Genomic DNA, 17,039 nt, shown 5'->3' on the forward strand with positions numbered 1-17,039 from the left:
GCCCTTTGCCGAGCCGGTACGTCGGCAAGGGATTGCCGACCTACGTATGGGGCTCCCGTACACCGAATCAGAAAATGCTCTAGCTGCTTCGGCGCTGAGTGATACTCGGTCGATTCCCGTAGTCATCTGAAACGGTCAGGGGTTATTCGCCGGCCGAATATCGAGCTGCATGCGGCCGCTCCAGTCCTTCGCGAACTGCCAGGCCACTCGGCCGCTGCGGGAACCGCGTTGAAGGGCAAAACGAAGAGCCTCGGTACGCACCGCTTCCCAGTCGTCCAAAGGGGTGTGGAGCTTGTCCAGCCAGTACCGGACGATGTCCAGGTATTGGTCCTGATTGAACGGATAAAAAGACAGCCACAAGCCGAAACGTTCAGACAGCGAGATCTTTTCCTCCACCGCTTCGCCCTGATGGATTTCGCCCTCAACGTGGCGGGCTTGCAGGTTTTCCTCGTGGTACTCGGGCAGCAGATGCCGCCGGTTGGAGGTGGCGTAGATCAATACATTCGCCGGCGGGGCGCTAAACGAGCCTTCCAGCGTTGATTTCAGAGCCTTGTAGCCCGCATCGTCCGCTTCGAACGAAAGATCGTCGCTGAACAGAATGAATTTTTCCGAGCGCGGATAGAGCAGATCCAAGATGTCCGGCAGCTCGACCAAATGCTGCCGGTCCACCTCTATGACACGCAGACCTACGGAGGCATATTCGTTGAGAAGAGCCTTGATGAGCGAGGATTTGCCGGTACCCTTCGAGCCCCAAAGCAAGGCGTTGTTGGCCGGCAATCCCTGGAGGAATTGCCGGGTATTCCGGTCCAGCTCGCACTTTTGCCGGTCGACGCACAAGATATCGGCCAGGGCCAGCCGGTGAGGATTTCGGATGGGTTGCAAAGGGTTGGCGTGACCGGCCCCGCGCCATCGGAAGGCGATGGCGCCTTCCCAATCGGGTTCCGCCGGCCCGGAAGGCATCCGTCTTTCGAGACGATCGAGCAGTTCGGATGCCCTGGCGATCAGTTGTGCGAGTAATTCCATAGACGGACGGCTGGTTTAAGGCTGGTCTTCTTTGGGGCGGCGTTTCGCCGCCGGTTTATCCTGCCCCGAGGCTTTCGGTTTCCCGAACTTGCGTTCGCCGGACTTTGCCGGCTTCTTGCCTGGTTTCCGACCGCCGTTGTCCAGCAATTGCAGATTGAGGCGCTGGTTTTTTACCCAGGTTTTCTTCAGTAGCCTAAAGAAATCGTCCGGGAGATCGGCCGGAAGTTCTACCGTGCTGTAAGTATCGAATAGTTTGATCTGACCGATCAGCTTGGAAGAAAGCCCGGTTTCGTTGGCAATGGCGCCGACGATATCCTTGGGCTGCACGCCGTGCTCGCGGCCGACGTCGATGGTGTAGCGCAGTGTTCCTCCTTCCGGGCGTGTTCTTTCCCGCCGGCGTTCACGAACCGGTTCCGGAGCCGATAGTTCCGGTTCCTCGGTAGCTTCCAGCGGACGTTCGCGATGCATCAGATAGGCGAGAGCGGCGGCGATATCGGCGGAATCGCCTATTTCGTCGGTGACCAATTTGTCCACCAGTTCCCGGTAAAAGCTCACGTCCTCGTCGTCCAGAGTTTGAACCAACTGAGCCTTGAACTGCTCGATGCGGCGGTCGGCGATGTCCTGCAGGGTAGGCAGCCGCATTTGCTGTATGGGTTGTCTAGTGGTTTGCTCGATGGCGCGCAGCATTCGCCTTTCGCGCGGAGCGACGAACAGAATGGCCTTGCCTTTGCGCCCGGCGCGCCCGGTGCGCCCGATGCGGTGAATATAGGCTTCGCTGTCGTAGGGAATGTCGTAGTTCACGACATGCGTGATCCGCTCCACGTCCAGTCCGCGCGCGGCGACGTCGGTGGCGACGACGATGTCCAGGGCATTCTTCTTCAAGCGGTCGATGACTTTCTCGCGCAAGACCTGGCTCATATCCCCGTTCAGGGCCGCGGCCTCATACCCGCGAGCCTCCAGTTTCTCGGCCAGCTCCACGGTTTCGGTCTTGGTGCGGACGAAAATGATCATGGCGTCGAAATCTTCCGCGTCGAGAATGCGGGTTAGGGCTTCCAGCTTTTGCACGCCCGAGACCAGCCAATATTGCTGGCTGATGGCCTCAACGGTGGCAGTCTTCGCCTTGATTTTTACTTCCGCCGCGTTGTTGAGATGCCGGTCGGCGATTTTGCGGATGACGGTCGGCATGGTGGCCGAAAACAGCGCGATCTGGCGAGTCTGCGGCGTTTGTTCCAGAATCCATTCGACATCCTCGATGAAGCCCATGCGCAGCATTTCGTCGGCTTCGTCGAGTACCAGCGTGGTCAGATTATCCAAAGACAAGGTTCCGCGGCGGAGATGATCCATTACCCGGCCCGGCGTGCCCACGATGACATGGACGCCGCGGGCGAGTTGCCGCAATTGCGATCCCATGCCCTGGCCGCCGTAAACGGGCAGAATGTGGAAGCCTTCGAGATGGCGGGCATAGGTTTGGAAGGCCTCGGCCACCTGGATGGCGAGTTCGCGGGTGGGCGCGAGCACCAGGGCTTGTGGCGAACGCTGGGACAGGTCGATCCGGGTCAGGATGGGAATTGCGAAGGCCGCGGTTTTTCCTGTGCCGGTCTGGGCCTGTCCGAGCAAATCGCGTCCCTCCAATAGGTGAGGGATGCTTTCCGCCTGAATAGGCGACGGGGCTTCATAACCGATCTCTCGGAGCGCCTGAAGGATGGGCTGGGCAATGGCTAATTGTTCGAAGGACGTAACTGAATTGGGTAATGTCATGTGTTCGATAGAGCTAGTGGAGCGATGTTCGATGTACGATACTCTGGGTTTTCGGAACCGGCGTTTCGGCTATTAACTCAGGAGAGGATTGATGATTAAGCTTTGCGGTTTTCCTATCAGCAATTATTACAATAAGGTCAAGCTGGTTCTTCTGGAAAAAGGCATCGAGTTCGAGGAGCAGGCGGCCAATCCGTTCCATAAGGAAGCAATTTTGCAATTCTCGCCCGCCGGTAAGATTCCTTTTTTGTTAACCAATAAAGGACCGCTCTCGGAGTCCCAGGTCATTCTCGAATACTTGGAAGAGGCGTTTCCGCAAAATCCGCTTTATCCATCCGACCCTTTCGAGCGTGCCAAGTGCCGGGAGTTGATTCAACATTTCGAGCTGAATGTGGAACTCGTCGTCCGGCGCCTGTACGGAGAGGCATTCTTCGGCGGTTCAGCCTCGGATGAAACCAAGGCCGAGGTCAAGGAAAAAATCGGTATGGGCATCGATGCGTTCAATCGCCTCGCGAAATTTTCTCCTTATGTAGCCGGCAATCGTTTCACGGCGGCCGATTGTGCCCTCTGGCCCAGTTTCGGTTTGCTGTCATCCGCCACGCAACGCATTTACGGTGAGGATTTCTTGCAGAAAGTCACCGGCGCCGCCGATTATATGAGCATGATGGAATCCCGTCCGCACGTTAAGAAAGTGGCGGCGGATCGAGCCGCCGCCATATCGGCCTTCTTTGCGAAGAAATAACCATATTACAGCTTCGAATCAGAGCTTGTGAGAAACCGTCGCGAGCGGTTCGAGTCCGTGCCGACAAATCGGCAGGAATGCCGATTTGCACGGCAGTTGCCGCCCATAGGGTGCCGGACACGGAGGTCCGGCGTGAAAAGCACGGCGTACAGGCCCTCATCCCGGCCCTCTCCCATAAGGGGAGAGGGGGATTCAAAGAATCGCTACGCGATGCCTTGGTTAGATCGAGTACGTTGAGCACCGCAGGCGCGGACTCGAATCGCGCAGTAGGTTTATCCACAAGCTCTCAGCCCATCAAGGGTTTGAAGCGGATCCGGTGCGGATTTTCCGCTTCGTCGCCTAAACGACGCTTGCGATCGGCTTCGTAGTCCGCATAGTTGCCCTCGAACCAGACCACCTTGCTATCGCCTTCGAAGGCGAGCATATGGGTGGCGATGCGGTCTAGGAACCAGCGATCGTGCGAAATGACCACGGCGCAGCCCGGGAATTCCAGCAGCGCTTCCTCAAGCGCCCGCAGGGTTTCCACGTCGAGATCGTTGGTCGGCTCGTCGAGCAACAGCACGTTGCCGCCGGCTTTCAGCAGCTTGGCCAAATGAACTCGGTTGCGTTCGCCGCCCGATAGCTCGCCGATGCGCTTCTGCTGATCCGAGCCTTTGAAGTTGAAGCGGCCCACATAGGCGCGGGACGGCGTCTGATACTTGCCCACCGTGACCATATCGAGGCCGTCGGAAATTTCTTCCCAGACGGTTTTCTTGTCGTCCATGGCGTCGCGGAACTGCTCGACATAGGCGAGCTGAACCGTCGGACCTACGCGGATATTGCCGGTGTCGGCCGTTTCGGCACCGGCCATCATGCGGAACAGGGTGGTTTTGCCGACGCCGTTGGGGCCGATCACGCCCACGATGCCGCCCTGCGGCAGCCGGAAGTTCAGGTCCTCGATCAGCAGTCGGTCGCCGAAACCCTTCGAGACGCCCTCGAATTCCACCACCAGTTCGCCCAGGCGTGGCCCCGGCGGAATATAGATCTCGCGGGTCTCGTTACGGGCCTGGTATTCGCTGGACGACAGTTCCTCGAACCGCTGTAAACGTGCCTTGCTCTTGGCCTGCCGGCCCTTGGGATTAGCGCGCACCCATTCCAGCTCTTCCTTCATGGCTTTCTGGCGGGCGGTTTCCTGCTTCTCCTCCATTTCCAGGCGTTTTTCCTTCTGTTCCAGCCAGGAGGAATAATTGCCTTCCCAGGGGATGCCGTGGCCGCGGTCCAATTCGAGAATCCAGCCGGCGACATTGTCCAGGAAATAGCGGTCGTGGGTAACGGCGATGACCGTGCCCTGAAAGTCGTGGAGGAAACGTTCGAGCCAAGCCACCGATTCGGCGTCTAAGTGGTTGGTGGGTTCGTCGAGGAGCAGCATGTCGGGATTCGACAGCAGCAACCGGCACAGGGCGACGCGGCGGCGTTCGCCGCCTGAAAGCTTGGTGACGTCGGCGTTCCAGTCCGGAAGGCGCAGGGCGTCGGCGGCGATTTCCAGCTTGCGTTCGAGTTCCCAGGCGCCGGCAGCCTCGATTTTGTCCTGGAGTTCAGCCTGCTCGGCGAGTAATTTGTCGAAATCGGCGTCGGGTTCGCCGAAAGCGTTGCTGACCTCGTTGAAGCGGTCGACCAACGCCTTGATTTCAGCCACGCCGTCTTCGACATTGCCGCGAACGGTCTTGGTCGGGTCGAGCTGAGGCTCCTGCGGAAGAAAGCCGATCTTGATTCCAGGCTGCGGCCGGGCTTCGCCGTCGTATTCCTTGTCCACGCCGGCCATGATGCGGAGCAGGGTGGATTTGCCGGACCCGTTCAGGCCGAGCACACCGATCTTTGCGCCGGGAAAGAAGGACAGCGAGATGTCGCGCAAAATCTCGCGTTTGGGCGGCACGATTTTGCTCACCCGGTTCATCGTGAAAATGTACTGAGCCATTTTGACAGGATTGTGTTGGCGGAAAGGCGTTATTATTTCATGGTTTGGCGAATCGATCACGGCATGCGGCCTTTTGACTGTTGAGGATACGAGATGAATGCCCAAGACAAGACGCAGTTGGCGGGCTTGAGGTCGCGCATCATTCGCAATATCGGCGCGGTCGAGCCCGAAGCCTGGAATGCGCTGACCGACGGCGCTTATCCCTTTCTACGGCATGAATTCTTGCTCGCATTGGAGGAATGCGGTTGCCTGGGCGAGCACGTCGGCTGGATTCCCTACCATGTGGTGATCGAGGATTCCGAGCGCCGCCTGGTAGGCGCCCTGCCGGCGTATCTCAAACTCAACTCGTTCGGCGAATTCGTTTTCGATTGGGCCTGGGCGGACGCCTACGAAAGAGCAGGCATGCCCTATTATCCGAAGCTGGTCGTGGCCTCGCCGTTCACGCCGGCCACGGGCCCGCGTCTTCTGATTCCGTCCGAGCGTTACTCGGATAGCTTGGCGGAAGCCGCGGTTGAGTTCGCGATCGAGGCGGCGCGTGATGCAGGAGTTTCCTCGCTGCACTGGTTGTTCACGCAGGACCGGGTATTGCTGCATTCGGAGCGCGTGTTGAAGCGGCTCGGCTGTCAATTCCACTGGGAAAACTGGGGCTACCGGGATTTCGAGGACTTTTTGTCGGGCTTTACCGCCAAGCGGCGCAAGGAAGTGAAGCGGGAGCGCCGGCAGGTGCGGGACGCCTCGGTGGAGTTGCGAAGAATCCGGGGCGACCGAGTGGAGCCCGACATTTGGCGTACGGTGTACGAGCTTTACCGGTCCACCTTCGCGAGACATGGCAACTATCCGGCGCTGACGCTCGAGTTTTTCGAAGCGATTGCCGCAAAGATGGGAGAGCAAATCCTTTTGGTTCTCGCCGAGCGACACGGACGAATCGTCGGGGCAGCATTTTTTCTCGTCGGTCGCGATGCATTGTACGGTCGCTACTGGGGATGCACGGAGGACGTGACCGCTCTTCATTTCGAGGCTTGCTATTACCAGGGCATTGAATATTGTATCGAGGAGGGCCTCCGTCGCTTCGAACCCGGCGCTCAGGGCGAACACAAAGTCAGTCGAGGCTTTCTGCCGACCGAGACCTGGTCGGCCCACTGGCTGGCCGACGTCGGATTCCGCGACCCCATAGCACGCTTTTTGGAGCGGGAGATGGGTTTGGTACGCGCCTATATGTCGGAACTAAATGCCCACTCGCCTTTCAAAAATTTCGACCATGCTGACCGTTCTGAATCCCTTTGATCGAAACGAGCCGTTTCCGCCGGTGGAAACGGCTCTGGATGAACCGAACGGACTCTTGGCAGTGGGCGGGTGTCTCTCTGCGCGGCGGCTGGTGAATGCCTATCGGAGCGGCGTTTTTCCGTGGTTCGGCAAAGACGAACCGATTCTCTGGTGGTCGCCGGATCCGCGGTTGATCCTACAACCCGAGAATATCAAGATTTCCCGGAGCCTTGGCAAGCGGCTCAGGCGCGGTGAATTTCGTTTCAGTTTCGATGTATGTTTCGACCGCGTCATGGATGCTTGTGCGGAGCCGCGAGACTATGCGAGTGGAACCTGGATAACAGGGGAGATGAAGCGGGCTTATTCCAATCTTTTTGATCTGGGTCTGGCCCATTCCTTCGAAGCGTGGCAGGAAGAGGCGCTCGTTGGCGGACTTTACGGGGTTTCGGTCGGCCGGGTGTTTTTCGGAGAATCGATGTTTCACCACGTCACTGACGCTTCCAAGGCTGCTTTCGCTTTCGCGTGCGACTGTTTGAAGCGGTGGGGTTATGTCCTGATCGATTGCCAGGTCTATACCCGGCATTTAGCCAGTTTGGGAGCGGAAGAGATTCCGCGCTCGGAGTTCGTGAAATTGTTGCAAATTTATTGTGAACAGCCGGTTTCGAGCGAGGCTTGGAAGTCGGCGGGCGGGGTTTTATGAAATCGATACCGCTCTACATCAGCTATGAGCACGATTGTGATTACCTGCCGGGAAGGCAGGCGCAGATGGCTTATGTTTCGCCACGGGAGTCATTGGATGTCGATATTTATTCGTGGCTCGCAACCAGAGGTTTCCGTCGAAGCGGCGACATGGTTTACCGGCCGCACTGCTCGAATTGCTCGGCTTGTGTGCCGGTACGCATACCGGTCGCGCGATTTCGGCCGAATCGCGGGCAGCGTCGGATTCAGCGGATGAATGCCGATTTGGAAATTGCTCTGAAGCCGGCTCGATTCGAAGAGGCGCACTATCGACTCTTCCTGCGGTATCTCAATGCGCGGCATTCGGATGGCCATATGGCCGAATCCTCGGCGGAGGATTACATTCGTTTTCTTGCGTGCGGATGGGCGGAGACCGGTTTCTACGAGTTTAAGCGCGGGGATAGCTTGTTGGCAGTAGCTGTCACCGACTGTTTGGCCGATGGCCTCTCGGCGGTTTATACGTTCTTCGATCCCGATTTACCCGCACTCAGCCTGGGCAGCTATGCCATTTTGTGGCAAGTAGCGGAGACCAAACGACGCGGATTGGATTGGCTATATCTCGGATTCTGGATATCCAGTTGCCGAAAAATGAGCTATAAAAATTCGTTTCGTCCTCTACAGGCTCTGGTGGGCGAAGACTGGGTACTGGTGGAAAAAGGCGAGAATATCGTGCTTGAAACTTAATATGATATTATTCGGCTTTTACTGTTCGTATTCACTTTTGAGAGAGGTTTATGTCGAAAGAAGATCACATCGAAATGGAAGGCAAAGTGATCGAAACTTTGCCCAATACGACTTTTCGCGTCCAGTTGGATAACGGTCATATTATTACGGCACATATTTCCGGCAAAATGCGCAAGCATTACATCCGCATTCTGACGGGTGACCGCGTAAAAGTGGAAATGACGCCGTACGATTTAACGAAAGGCCGAATCACCTTTCGTCAGCGTTAAGAACTCAGACTTCCGCTGCTTCGTGCACGCCTTCGATGGTAAACGCCAGTTGGCCATCTTCCACGCTGATTCTCACTACTCCGCCCTCGCTTAACTTGCCGAATAGGATTTCATCGGCCAAGGGCTTTTTGATGTTTTCCTGAATAACCCGGGCCATGGGTCTCGCCCCCATAGACGGGTCGAAGCCGTGTTCGGCCAGCCATTCCCGCGCATCGGGCTCCAAAACCACCGACACCCGCTTTTCCGCCAGTTGCGATTCCAGTTCGAACATGAACTTGTCGACGACTTGGCCGATGATGTCGAGGTTGAGCGGCTTGAACTGAATAATGGCATCCAGCCGGTTGCGGAACTCGGGCGAAAACATTCGCTCGATGACCTTCATGCTGTCGGTGGAGTGATCCTGCTGGGTAAAACCGATCGACGGCCTGCCGCCCTCGGAGGCTCCGGCATTGGTCGTCATGATCAGGATGATATTCCGGAAATCGGCCTTTCGTCCGTTGTTATCGGTCAAGGTGCCGTGATCCATGACCTGCAGCAACAGGTTGAACACATCGGTATGGGCCTTCTCGACCTCGTCGAGAAGCAACACTGCATGCGGATGCTTGTTGACTTCTTCGGTCAACAAGCCGCCCTGGTCGAAGCCTACATAGCCGGGCGGGGCACCAATCAATCGGGATACGGTATGCCGCTCCATGTATTCGGACATATCGAAGCGGATGAGCTCGATGCCCAGTACCTTGGCCAACTGGCGGGTGACTTCGGTTTTTCCGACGCCGGTTGGGCCTGCGAACAGGAAGCAGCCGATGGGTTTTTGCACTTCACGAAGTCCCGCTCGCGACAGTTTGATCGCGGAGGCCAAGGTCGAAATGGCTTCATCCTGGCCGAATACCAGCATCTTCAGATTCTTTTCGAGATCCCGCAGTTTGTCCTTGTCGTTGGTGGAAACCGTTTTCGGCGGAATGCGCGCGATTTTCGAGACGATATCCTCGATCTCCAAAGTGCCGATCAGCTTCTTCCGGCGGGAAACCGGCAACAGCCGCTGGCTGGCCCCTGCCTCGTCAATCACGTCGATAGCTTTGTCCGGCAAGTGACGGTCGGTAATGTACCGATCGGATAATTCGGCTGCCGTGCGGAGCGCTGCCAGTGAATATTTCACGTCATGGTGTTTTTCGAACCGCGACTTGAGTCCGCGCAGAATGTGGTAGGTCTCGTCGACAGTAGGCTCATGGATATCGATTTTCTGAAAACGACGGGCCAGAGCCCTGTCTTTTTCGAAAATACCCCGATATTCCTGATAAGTGGTGGACCCAATGCAGCGCAGTTCGCCCGAGGCCAATACCGGCTTGATCAGGTTCGAGGCGTCCATCACGCCGCCCGACGCCGATCCGGCTCCGATAATGGTGTGAATCTCGTCGATGAACAGAATCGAATTGGGCTCTTTCTTGAGCTGTGCAAGCAGTGCTTTGAGACGTTTCTCGAAATCGCCGCGGTATTTGGTTCCGGCAACCAAGGAGCCGAGATCCAGCGCATAAATCGTGCTTTCCGACAGGACTTCCGGCACCTCTTTGTCGACGATCTTCTTGGCCAGTCCCTCAGCGATCGCGGTCTTACCGACGCCGGCCTCGCCGACCAGCAACGGATTATTCTTGCGACGCCGACACAGGACCTGGATGGTGCGTTCGATCTCGCCCTTGCGTCCGATCAGCGGGTCAATCTTTCCGCGTTTCGCCAATTCGTTAAGGTTGGAAGCAAATTTTTCCAAAGGATTGGCGGCAGCGCCTTCACCTTCGTCGCTTTCCGAAGTGGTGCTGCTTTTCGGACTCGCATCCGAATCTTCGCGAACTTTCGAAATGCCGTGAGAAATGTAATTGACGACGTCCAAGCGGGTCACGTCCTGCTTGTTGAGCAGATAAACGGCTTGGGAGTCCTGCTCGCTGAAAATAGCGACCAGGATGTTGGCGCCGGTGACCTCTTTCTTGCCCGAGGACTGGACGTGAAAGGCCGCTCTCTGGAGGACTCGCTGAAAGCCGAGCGTCGGCTGAGTTTCGCGCTTCACGCCAGGCGGGATGAGCGGCGTCGTTTCATCCAGAAACTCGGTCAGATCCTTTCTCAATTGATCGATGTTCGCGCCGCAGGCTCGAAGCACTTCAACGGCTATCGAATTGTCGAGCATCGCGAGCAAGAGATGCTCGACGGTTATGAATTCGTGCCTTTTCTCGTAGGCCGATCGGAACGCGACGTTTAATGAATATTCGAGTTCTTTGCTTAACATAGAATCAGGGCCTGTTCAGGCTTCCTCCATTGTGCAAAGCAGAGGATGCTGGTGCTGCCGAGAATAATCGTTCACCAGCTGGACTTTGGTTTCTGCAACGTCCTTGGAGAAGACGCCACAAACGCCGATGCCCCGCGTATGAACGTGAAGCATAATCTGGGTAGCTTTTTCCTCGCTCATGCCGAAGAACGTTTTCAATACCAAAACGACGAAATCCATCGGAGTGAAATCGTCGTTCAACAGAATCACTTTATAAAGCGGTGGCCGTTTAAGTTTTGGCTTCGCTTCCTGTACGACAACATCGTCTGTGAGCTTGTGATCAGGATGTTGTGCCATTTCTCGCCCTTGAACTGCAACATGTCTAGACCACGGCTACTATAGCATCTGCGGGCTCCGTTGTATTAGACCGCCCTTGGTATAAATGATTTCCCGTCACAACCATTCGCCATAGGTTTCACGATCGCGTTAAAGCGTTACGACGATCCGGAAAAGGAAGCTTTCTGGGGAGTATCCACATCTCGTACATCGAGACCACCCACATGAATACGAACGCCATAGCCAAACCAGCGCCTCCAAGAACGACCAGGAGGGCGAAGTGTGGGTTCAGTTTAGTCAGCCACCAGGATGTGATGTCAAGCAGTAAGAAAGCGTAAGGCATGATGATCGCCGCGCCCTTCAGTTTCACGGGAACTCCCGTGGATAAGGCGAAGATCAGTCCGACGAACATGAAAATGAATGAAATGCCGAATAAATGAATATGCGACACGCGCGTCAATGACGAGAAAGTCGCGCCCTCGTCGGATGCGGTCCGCGCTTTGATGGTCGCGAATTGCGTGAAGTCGGGCAATCCGCCGGCTTCCGCATTGTGACAACTGACGCAGCGTTGCTCGAAGATGGGCTTTATGTCGCTTTCATAAGCTTTCTCGCTGGCGCCGTCGCGCACCCATTGGATGATCTTGAAGCGTTCTTCGTCCGGCGCCATGGGCTTCATGGAGCCGTTCAGCTGGCTTTCAAGTACGGAACCGGAACGATTGCCGTAATAGCTGTAGACGATATCTTCGATGGAAAGACCGAATTTGCCGTCAGCCATTCCGTGGGTAAACAGGATCTGGATCATTGCGACGGCATAGCCGATTGCTATGACCGTCAAATAACCGGAAAATAACAGCTTTATCGCTAATCCTAAACTGCTTAGGTTGAACGGCATGATTCAGCTCCAGCCGGAAGGGGTAAGTTAGAGGGTTTATCCTAGCCTGCCCACCGGGCATCGACAAACCTCGCAACATTCTAATTCTATATGTTATATGGCCGTTTTTCTTTTAGCACACGCGAACCGGCTAGGCAATTTACACATCAGTTAAAAGTGCATGCACCAGCTCGAAACCGAATTCAGCCGGAATGAGAGGCCGCGAGTCACCGTCGCGGCCATCGTCGAGCGGGACGCGCGTTTTCTCGTAGTCGAGGAGCGAGCCGATAACGGCAAGCTTGTGATCAATCAGCCCGCAGGTCATGTCGAAGCAGGAGAGAACGTCATCGAGGCCGCTATCCGCGAAACCTTCGAAGAGACCGCATGGCATTTCAGACCCGAGGCACTGGTTGGGATTTATCTATGGCGCCGGGCTGCGGGAGACGCCAGTTTTCTTCGAATCGGAATTGTCGGGTCGGTTGATGGTCACGATCCGGATAGTCCTCTCGACGAGGGCATCGTGAGCAGTTTGTGGCTGACCCGCGAGGAACTTTTGAGCGAGAAAATGCGTCTTCGAAGTCCTTTGGTGATGAAATGCATCGACGATTATCTCGCCGGGGAACGCTATCCCTTGTCGGTGCTCAAATCCTTGCTGAGTTGAATTCATGTCCCAGAAAGTCGTCGTCGGTATGTCAGGCGGAGTGGATTCCTCCGTCACCGCTTTGTTGCTCCTGGAACAGGGCTATGACGTGATCGGTCTTTTCATGAAGAATTGGGAGGAGGACGATCATACCGGCCTTTGCACCGCTCCACAGGATTTCGCCGACGCGAAAGGCGTCTGCGACAAACTGGGCATCCCGCTGCACGCGGTCAATTTTGCCGCCGAATATTGGGACGAGGTGTTCGAGATCTTCCTGAGCGAGTATAGAGCTGGCCGCACGCCCAATCCGGATATCCTCTGTAATCAGCAGATCAAGTTCAAAGCCTTTATGGATTATGCGACGGATTTAGGCGCCGATTTGATCGCGACGGGGCATTACGCGCGGGTCGGACGTCGGGACGGCGGTTACACTCTGCTGAAAGGGATCGATCAACAGAAGGATCAAAGCTATTTCATTTACACCCTGGGGCAGCCGCAGTTGGCTCGCGTGTTGTTCCCGATCGGGGGCATGGAAAAATCCGAGGTCAGAAAGCGCGCCGAGCAGGCGGGATTATCCAATTATCAGAAGAAAGACAGCACCGGCATTTGCTTCATTGGCGAGCGTCGTTTCAAGGAATTCTTGCAGCGTTTCTTGCCTGCTCAGCCGGGCGAGATTGAAACGCCCGACGGTCAAATCATCGGACGCCACGACGGGTTGATGTATTACACCCTGGGGCAACGGCAAGGACTCGGCATCGGCGGCATGAAAGGCGCCTCGGAAGAGCCATGGTATGTATTGGCCAAGGATTTGAAGCGCAATGTTCTGGTCGTTGGTCAGGGGCATGATCATCCGATGCTGTTCCATGCCGGCCTGGAAGCCGGAAGCTTGAGCTGGGTGCGCGGCAAGGCTCCCGATACGCCTGTTCGATGCGCTGCAAAAGTCCGTTACCGTCAGCCGGATCAGATCTGTACCGTCGAAGCTGTCGACGAACAGAGAATCCGCGTCGTCTTCGATCGACCGCAGCGCGCCGTGACTCCGGGCCAATCGGTGGTGTTCTATCAGGGCGAGGAGTGCCTGGGCGGCGGGATCATCGAGCGCGCGTTAGATGCCGCCCCGACCTCGACGTCGGTTTTTCGGGCTGTGGCCTGAGTTTCGCAATCTCACTATAAAGTTAAGGTTTTCTGAATGACGTCTCTCACCTGCCTTTCCCCCATCGACGGGCGCTATGCCGACAAAGCGGACGAGTTGCGCCCGATCCTCAGCGAATACGGCCTCATTCGTTTCCGGGTGCTGGTGGAAGTTCGGTGGCTGCAAACTTTGGCAGGAGAGCCGGGCATTGGCGAGGTGCCTGCGCTGAGCGATAGCGCCAACGATCGCCTGGAGGCTATCCTGACCGGTTTCTCCGTAAGCGATGCGGAACGCGTGAAACAAATCGAAAGGACGACCAATCACGACGTCAAGGCGGTGGAATATTTCCTCAAGGAAAAGATCGCCGATCATGTGGAATTGGTTCGGGTGAGCGAGTTCATCCACTTCGCCTGCACCTCTGAGGATATCAACAATCTGGCGTATGCCTTGATGCTGAAGGAAGCTCGGGACAGCGTTCTGCTGCCGCAGATTCGGCAACTGGTTGCCGCCATCAAAGAAAAGGCGGGGATTTATGCTGGCCAGCCGATGCTGTCTCGTACCCACGGACAATCCGCTACGCCGACGACCATGGGCAAGGAGTTCGCCAACGTGTCGGCCCGCCTCGAAAGACAGCTGAAGCAATTGGAGTCGATCGAACTATTGGGCAAGATCAACGGTGCCGTGGGCAATTACAATGCCCACCGGGTTGCCTATCCCGAGATCGATTGGCCGATCTTTTGCCGAAACTTCGTTACGTCTTTGGGTTTGACGTTCAATCCTTACACCACCCAGATCGAACCTCACGATTATCTTGCCGAGTTTTTCCACGCCCTGTCGCGTTTCAACACTGTGCTGATCGATTTCGACCGCGACGTGTGGGGTTATGTTTCGCTGGGCTATTTCCGCCAGAAAACCGTGGCTGGCGAAGTGGGATCTTCGACCATGCCGCACAAGGTCAATCCCATTGATTTCGAGAATTCGGAAGGCAATCTCGGGATGGCCAATGCGGTCTTCGGTCATCTTTCTGAAAAATTGCCGATCTCGCGCTGGCAGCGGGATTTGACCGATTCGACCGTGCTGCGGAACATCGGCGTAGGGATCGCCCATACGCTGATCGCGCTGCAATCGACCCTCAAGGGGCTCGGGAAGCTCGAACTCGACGCGGGCGTACTGGAAGCCGATCTTGCCGCCAATCTGGAAGTGCTGGCGGAGCCGATTCAAACGGTCATGCGCCGTTACGGCATCGAAAAGCCTTACGAAAAGCTGAAGGACCTGACCCGGGGCAAGCGCATCGAGCCGGAGGCGCTGTCCGAGTTCATCCTCGGGCTGAGCATTCCGGAAGACGCGAAGCAGCGCTTGCTGGCGTTGACGCCCCGCGATTACACCGGCTATGCGGAAGTTCTGGCCAAGAACTCTTGAGTAACAAACAAACGATGTTCAAAAAAGCATTACTTCTTTTATTGATCGTTCTTCCGGTCTTTCCGATAGCGGCGGAAGAGGCGCCGGTCCAGCGGCTCCGGAATTTCCTGGCGAAAGCGAATACCCTACAGGCGGAATTTTCCCAGGTCGTGATCGATGAAGCCGGCAGTCCCCGCCAGCGTACCAGCGGCGTGTTCTATCTCCAGCGTCCCGGCAAGTTCCGCTGGGATTACAAGAAGCCTTACAGCCAGGAAATCGTTTCCAATGGCGGCAAGGTCTGGTTCTACGACGTCGACCTCGAACAGGTAACCGCCAAGCGCCTCGACGATGCGATCGGTTCCACGCCGGCCCTGCTGCTGAGCGGCGAAGTGGCGCTGGAAAAGAATTTCAAGATCGAGAATCAGGGCATGGACGAGGGCTTGTTCTGGATCAAGCTGGTGCCGAAGGCCGAAGACAGCGGATTCAAATACGTCCTGATCGGCCTGGACGGCGACACGCTCGCGGGGATGGAACTGAGCGACAATTTCGGCCAGCTCACCCGCATCTATTTCACCGGGGTAAAAACGGGACTCAAGCTGGACCGCAGCCTGTTCGAATTCCGCCCTCCGCCGGGAGTCGACGTATTCGAGGAAAAATAAACGCGTGAATACGGATCTTCAGAGACCTCTGGCCGACCGGATGCGGCCCCGCTGCCTGGACGAGTATATCGGCCAGCGGCATTTGATATCGCCCGGCAAGCCTCTTTATGAGGCCATCAAGGCCGGCAAGCTTCATTCGATGATTTTCTGGGGACCGCCCGGCACCGGCAAGACGACCTTGGCGCGGATCGTCGCCCGCCACGCCGACGCGGAATTCCTGCCGATTTCGGCGGTACTGGCGGGCGTCAAGGAAATCCGCGAAGCGGTGGCCGAGGCGAAGCGGCTTTTGACCGACCATAATCGCCGTACCATTCTATTCGTGGACGAAGTGCACCGTTTCAATAAATCCCAGCAGGATGCCTTTCTGCCCCATGTGGAAGACGGCACCATCTATTTCATCGGCGCCACCACCGAGAATCCGTCCTTCGAGCTGAACAACGCCTTGCTTTCGCGTGCCCGCGTTTACCTGTTGAAGTCCTTGTCGGAAGACGATTTGCTCGACCTTATCGAGCGGGCCTTGCAGGATGGCGAACGAGGCGTCGGCCGGCCGGACCTCGGATTTCCCGAGGAGCTTCGCTGCTGGTACGCCAAGGCGGCCGACGGTGATGCTCGAAAAGTCCTGAGTCTGCTGGAGATCACTCTCGATCTGTTGGAAGTGGGACAAGACAAAATCACCCCGGACATCGCACGGGAAGTGCTCGCCGGCGGCGGAAACCGGCGATTCGACAAGCAGGGCGAGGATTTTTATAACCAGATTTCCGCGCTGCACAAATCGGTGCGGGGCAGCGCTCCGGACGCGGCCTTGTACTGGCTGTGCCGCATGCTGGACGGCGGCTGCGATCCGCTTTATCTCGCACGCCGCATCGTCCGTATCGCCAGCGAGGATATCGGCAATGCGGACCCGCGCGCGCTGGAGCTGTCCCTGAACGCCTGGGATGCTCAGGAGCGTCTCGGCAGCCCGGAAGGCGAACTGGCCCTGGCTCAAGCGGTTCTGTATCTCGCTTGTGCCCCCAAGAGCAATGCGGTATACGTCGCCTATAATACGGCTCGTGCCGATGCTGCCAAAACCGGCAGTTTGGAAGTGCCGACTCATCTTCGCAACGCCCCCACGCGCTTGATGAAGGAACTCGATTACGGAAAGCATTACCGTTACGCTCATGATGAACCCGAAGCGTATGCGGCGGGTGAAAATTATTTCCCCGAAGGGTTTCCGCCCCGTGCATACTACAAGCCGGTTTCGAGAGGGCTGGAAATCAAGATCGCGGAAAAATTGGAACGGCTGAAGGTTTTAGATAAGGCGGCTCTGGATAAGACTTAGTTACTATCG

16 protein-coding genes are annotated in these 17,039 nt (G+C 56.6%); 10 read left to right on the plus strand and 6 right to left on the minus strand.

Annotated elements, in window-relative coordinates:
* Positions 1-135: 135 nt before the first annotated feature.
* The gene (locus ACR2TX_RS12140; protein WP_077728037.1) at positions 136-1,023 is read right to left on the minus strand and encodes an ATP-binding protein; all 888 of its coding nucleotides are present in this window, start codon (positions 1,021-1,023) and stop codon (positions 136-138) included.
* Between the two features lie 15 nt (positions 1,024-1,038).
* Positions 1,039-2,781: a DEAD/DEAH box helicase gene (locus tag ACR2TX_RS12145; RefSeq protein ID WP_077728038.1), complete on the minus strand. Its 1,743-nt coding sequence runs from the start codon at positions 2,779-2,781 to the stop codon at positions 1,039-1,041.
* 91 nt (positions 2,782-2,872) lie between these two features.
* Between ACR2TX_RS12145 and ACR2TX_RS12150 the strand changes: the two genes are divergently transcribed.
* Positions 2,873-3,520 carry a glutathione S-transferase family protein gene (locus tag ACR2TX_RS12150; RefSeq protein ID WP_434132273.1) on the plus strand — a complete coding sequence of 216 codons (648 nt, stop codon included), beginning with the start codon at positions 2,873-2,875 and terminating at the stop codon, positions 3,518-3,520.
* Positions 3,521-3,806: 286 nt separating this feature from the next.
* Here ACR2TX_RS12150 and ettA read toward each other — a convergent pair whose 3' ends face one another.
* Positions 3,807-5,474, minus strand: coding sequence for an energy-dependent translational throttle protein EttA (gene ettA / locus ACR2TX_RS12155; protein ID WP_086133571.1), 1,668 nt, complete (start codon positions 5,472-5,474; stop codon positions 3,807-3,809).
* A gap of 93 nt (positions 5,475-5,567) precedes the next feature.
* Between ettA and ACR2TX_RS12160 the strand changes: the two genes are divergently transcribed.
* From ACR2TX_RS12160 to infA, 4 genes are read left to right on the plus strand one after another with little or no spacing between them, the layout of a single operon-like run.
* Entirely contained in the window at positions 5,568-6,758 is a 1,191-nt protein-coding gene (locus tag ACR2TX_RS12160; RefSeq protein ID WP_077728041.1) for a GNAT family N-acetyltransferase, read from the plus strand.
* Positions 6,733-7,437, plus strand: coding sequence for a leucyl/phenylalanyl-tRNA--protein transferase (aat, locus tag ACR2TX_RS12165; protein WP_077728127.1), 705 nt, complete (start codon positions 6,733-6,735; stop codon positions 7,435-7,437). Before ACR2TX_RS12160 ends, aat begins: the two co-directional genes overlap by 26 nt.
* Positions 7,434-8,159, plus strand: a complete 726-nt coding sequence (locus tag ACR2TX_RS12170; protein WP_077728042.1) for an arginyltransferase — start codon at positions 7,434-7,436, stop codon at positions 8,157-8,159. The genes aat and ACR2TX_RS12170 overlap by 4 nt, the downstream gene beginning before the upstream one ends.
* 50 nt (positions 8,160-8,209) lie before the next feature.
* Positions 8,210-8,428, plus strand: a complete 219-nt coding sequence (infA, locus tag ACR2TX_RS12175) for a translation initiation factor IF-1 (RefSeq protein ID WP_026609371.1) — start codon at positions 8,210-8,212, stop codon at positions 8,426-8,428.
* 4 nt (positions 8,429-8,432) lie between these two features.
* On the opposite strand, the gene clpA is transcribed toward infA, so the two are convergent.
* The 3 genes from clpA to ACR2TX_RS12190 form a co-directional block, all read right to left on the minus strand.
* Positions 8,433-10,700: an ATP-dependent Clp protease ATP-binding subunit ClpA gene (gene clpA, locus ACR2TX_RS12180; protein WP_077728043.1), complete on the minus strand. Its 2,268-nt coding sequence runs from the start codon at positions 10,698-10,700 to the stop codon at positions 8,433-8,435.
* A 15-nt stretch (positions 10,701-10,715) separates the two neighbouring features.
* Positions 10,716-11,036, minus strand: coding sequence for an ATP-dependent Clp protease adapter ClpS (gene clpS / locus ACR2TX_RS12185; RefSeq protein WP_077728044.1), 321 nt, complete (start codon positions 11,034-11,036; stop codon positions 10,716-10,718).
* A 118-nt stretch (positions 11,037-11,154) separates the two neighbouring features.
* A complete protein-coding gene (locus ACR2TX_RS12190; RefSeq protein WP_077728045.1) occupies positions 11,155-11,907 on the minus strand; it encodes an elongation factor-1 alpha in 753 nt (250 codons plus the stop codon).
* A gap of 160 nt (positions 11,908-12,067) precedes the next feature.
* On the opposite strand from ACR2TX_RS12190, the gene ACR2TX_RS12195 reads away from it, so the two are divergent.
* The 5 genes from ACR2TX_RS12195 to ACR2TX_RS12215 are packed head-to-tail and all read left to right on the plus strand — an operon-like array spanning position 12,068 to position 17,030.
* Entirely contained in the window at positions 12,068-12,547 is a 480-nt protein-coding gene (locus ACR2TX_RS12195; RefSeq protein ID WP_077728046.1) for an NUDIX hydrolase, read from the plus strand.
* Between the two features lie 4 nt (positions 12,548-12,551).
* Positions 12,552-13,676, plus strand: coding sequence for a tRNA 2-thiouridine(34) synthase MnmA (gene mnmA, locus ACR2TX_RS12200; RefSeq protein ID WP_077728047.1), 1,125 nt, complete (start codon positions 12,552-12,554; stop codon positions 13,674-13,676).
* 36 nt (positions 13,677-13,712) lie between these two features.
* Entirely contained in the window at positions 13,713-15,074 is a 1,362-nt protein-coding gene (gene purB, locus ACR2TX_RS12205) for an adenylosuccinate lyase (RefSeq protein ID WP_077728048.1), read from the plus strand.
* Between the two features lie 14 nt (positions 15,075-15,088).
* Positions 15,089-15,712: an outer membrane lipoprotein chaperone LolA gene (gene lolA / locus ACR2TX_RS12210; protein ID WP_077728049.1), complete on the plus strand. Its 624-nt coding sequence runs from the start codon at positions 15,089-15,091 to the stop codon at positions 15,710-15,712.
* 40 nt (positions 15,713-15,752) lie between these two features.
* Positions 15,753-17,030, plus strand: coding sequence for a replication-associated recombination protein A (locus tag ACR2TX_RS12215; RefSeq protein ID WP_434132459.1), 1,278 nt, complete (start codon positions 15,753-15,755; stop codon positions 17,028-17,030).
* The last annotated feature ends 9 nt before the right edge of the window (positions 17,031-17,039 follow it).

The sequence above is a fragment of the Methylocaldum sp. GT1BB genome (genome assembly GCF_051027545.1).
Taxonomy (GTDB): domain Bacteria; phylum Pseudomonadota; class Gammaproteobacteria; order Methylococcales; family Methylococcaceae; genus Methylocaldum.

Coding starts and splice junctions, on each gene's coding strand:
- ACR2TX_RS12140 (WP_077728037.1), bottom strand. CDS start 1,023: ATGGAATTACTCGCACAACTGATCGCCAGGGCATCCGAACTGCTCGAT.
- ACR2TX_RS12145 (WP_077728038.1), bottom strand. CDS start 2,781: ATGACATTACCCAATTCAGTTACGTCCTTCGAACAATTAGCCATTGCC.
- ACR2TX_RS12150 (WP_434132273.1), top strand. CDS start 2,873: ATGATTAAGCTTTGCGGTTTTCCTATCAGCAATTATTACAATAAGGTC.
- ettA (WP_086133571.1), bottom strand. CDS start 5,474: ATGGCTCAGTACATTTTCACGATGAACCGGGTGAGCAAAATCGTGCCG.
- ACR2TX_RS12160 (WP_077728041.1), top strand. CDS start 5,568: ATGAATGCCCAAGACAAGACGCAGTTGGCGGGCTTGAGGTCGCGCATC.
- aat (WP_077728127.1), top strand. CDS start 6,733: ATGCTGACCGTTCTGAATCCCTTTGATCGAAACGAGCCGTTTCCGCCG.
- ACR2TX_RS12170 (WP_077728042.1), top strand. CDS start 7,434: ATGAAATCGATACCGCTCTACATCAGCTATGAGCACGATTGTGATTAC.
- infA (WP_026609371.1), top strand. CDS start 8,210: ATGTCGAAAGAAGATCACATCGAAATGGAAGGCAAAGTGATCGAAACT.
- clpA (WP_077728043.1), bottom strand. CDS start 10,700: ATGTTAAGCAAAGAACTCGAATATTCATTAAACGTCGCGTTCCGATCG.
- clpS (WP_077728044.1), bottom strand. CDS start 11,036: ATGGCACAACATCCTGATCACAAGCTCACAGACGATGTTGTCGTACAG.
- ACR2TX_RS12190 (WP_077728045.1), bottom strand. CDS start 11,907: ATGCCGTTCAACCTAAGCAGTTTAGGATTAGCGATAAAGCTGTTATTT.
- ACR2TX_RS12195 (WP_077728046.1), top strand. CDS start 12,068: ATGCACCAGCTCGAAACCGAATTCAGCCGGAATGAGAGGCCGCGAGTC.
- mnmA (WP_077728047.1), top strand. CDS start 12,552: ATGTCCCAGAAAGTCGTCGTCGGTATGTCAGGCGGAGTGGATTCCTCC.
- purB (WP_077728048.1), top strand. CDS start 13,713: ATGACGTCTCTCACCTGCCTTTCCCCCATCGACGGGCGCTATGCCGAC.
- lolA (WP_077728049.1), top strand. CDS start 15,089: ATGTTCAAAAAAGCATTACTTCTTTTATTGATCGTTCTTCCGGTCTTT.
- ACR2TX_RS12215 (WP_434132459.1), top strand. CDS start 15,753: ATGCGGCCCCGCTGCCTGGACGAGTATATCGGCCAGCGGCATTTGATA.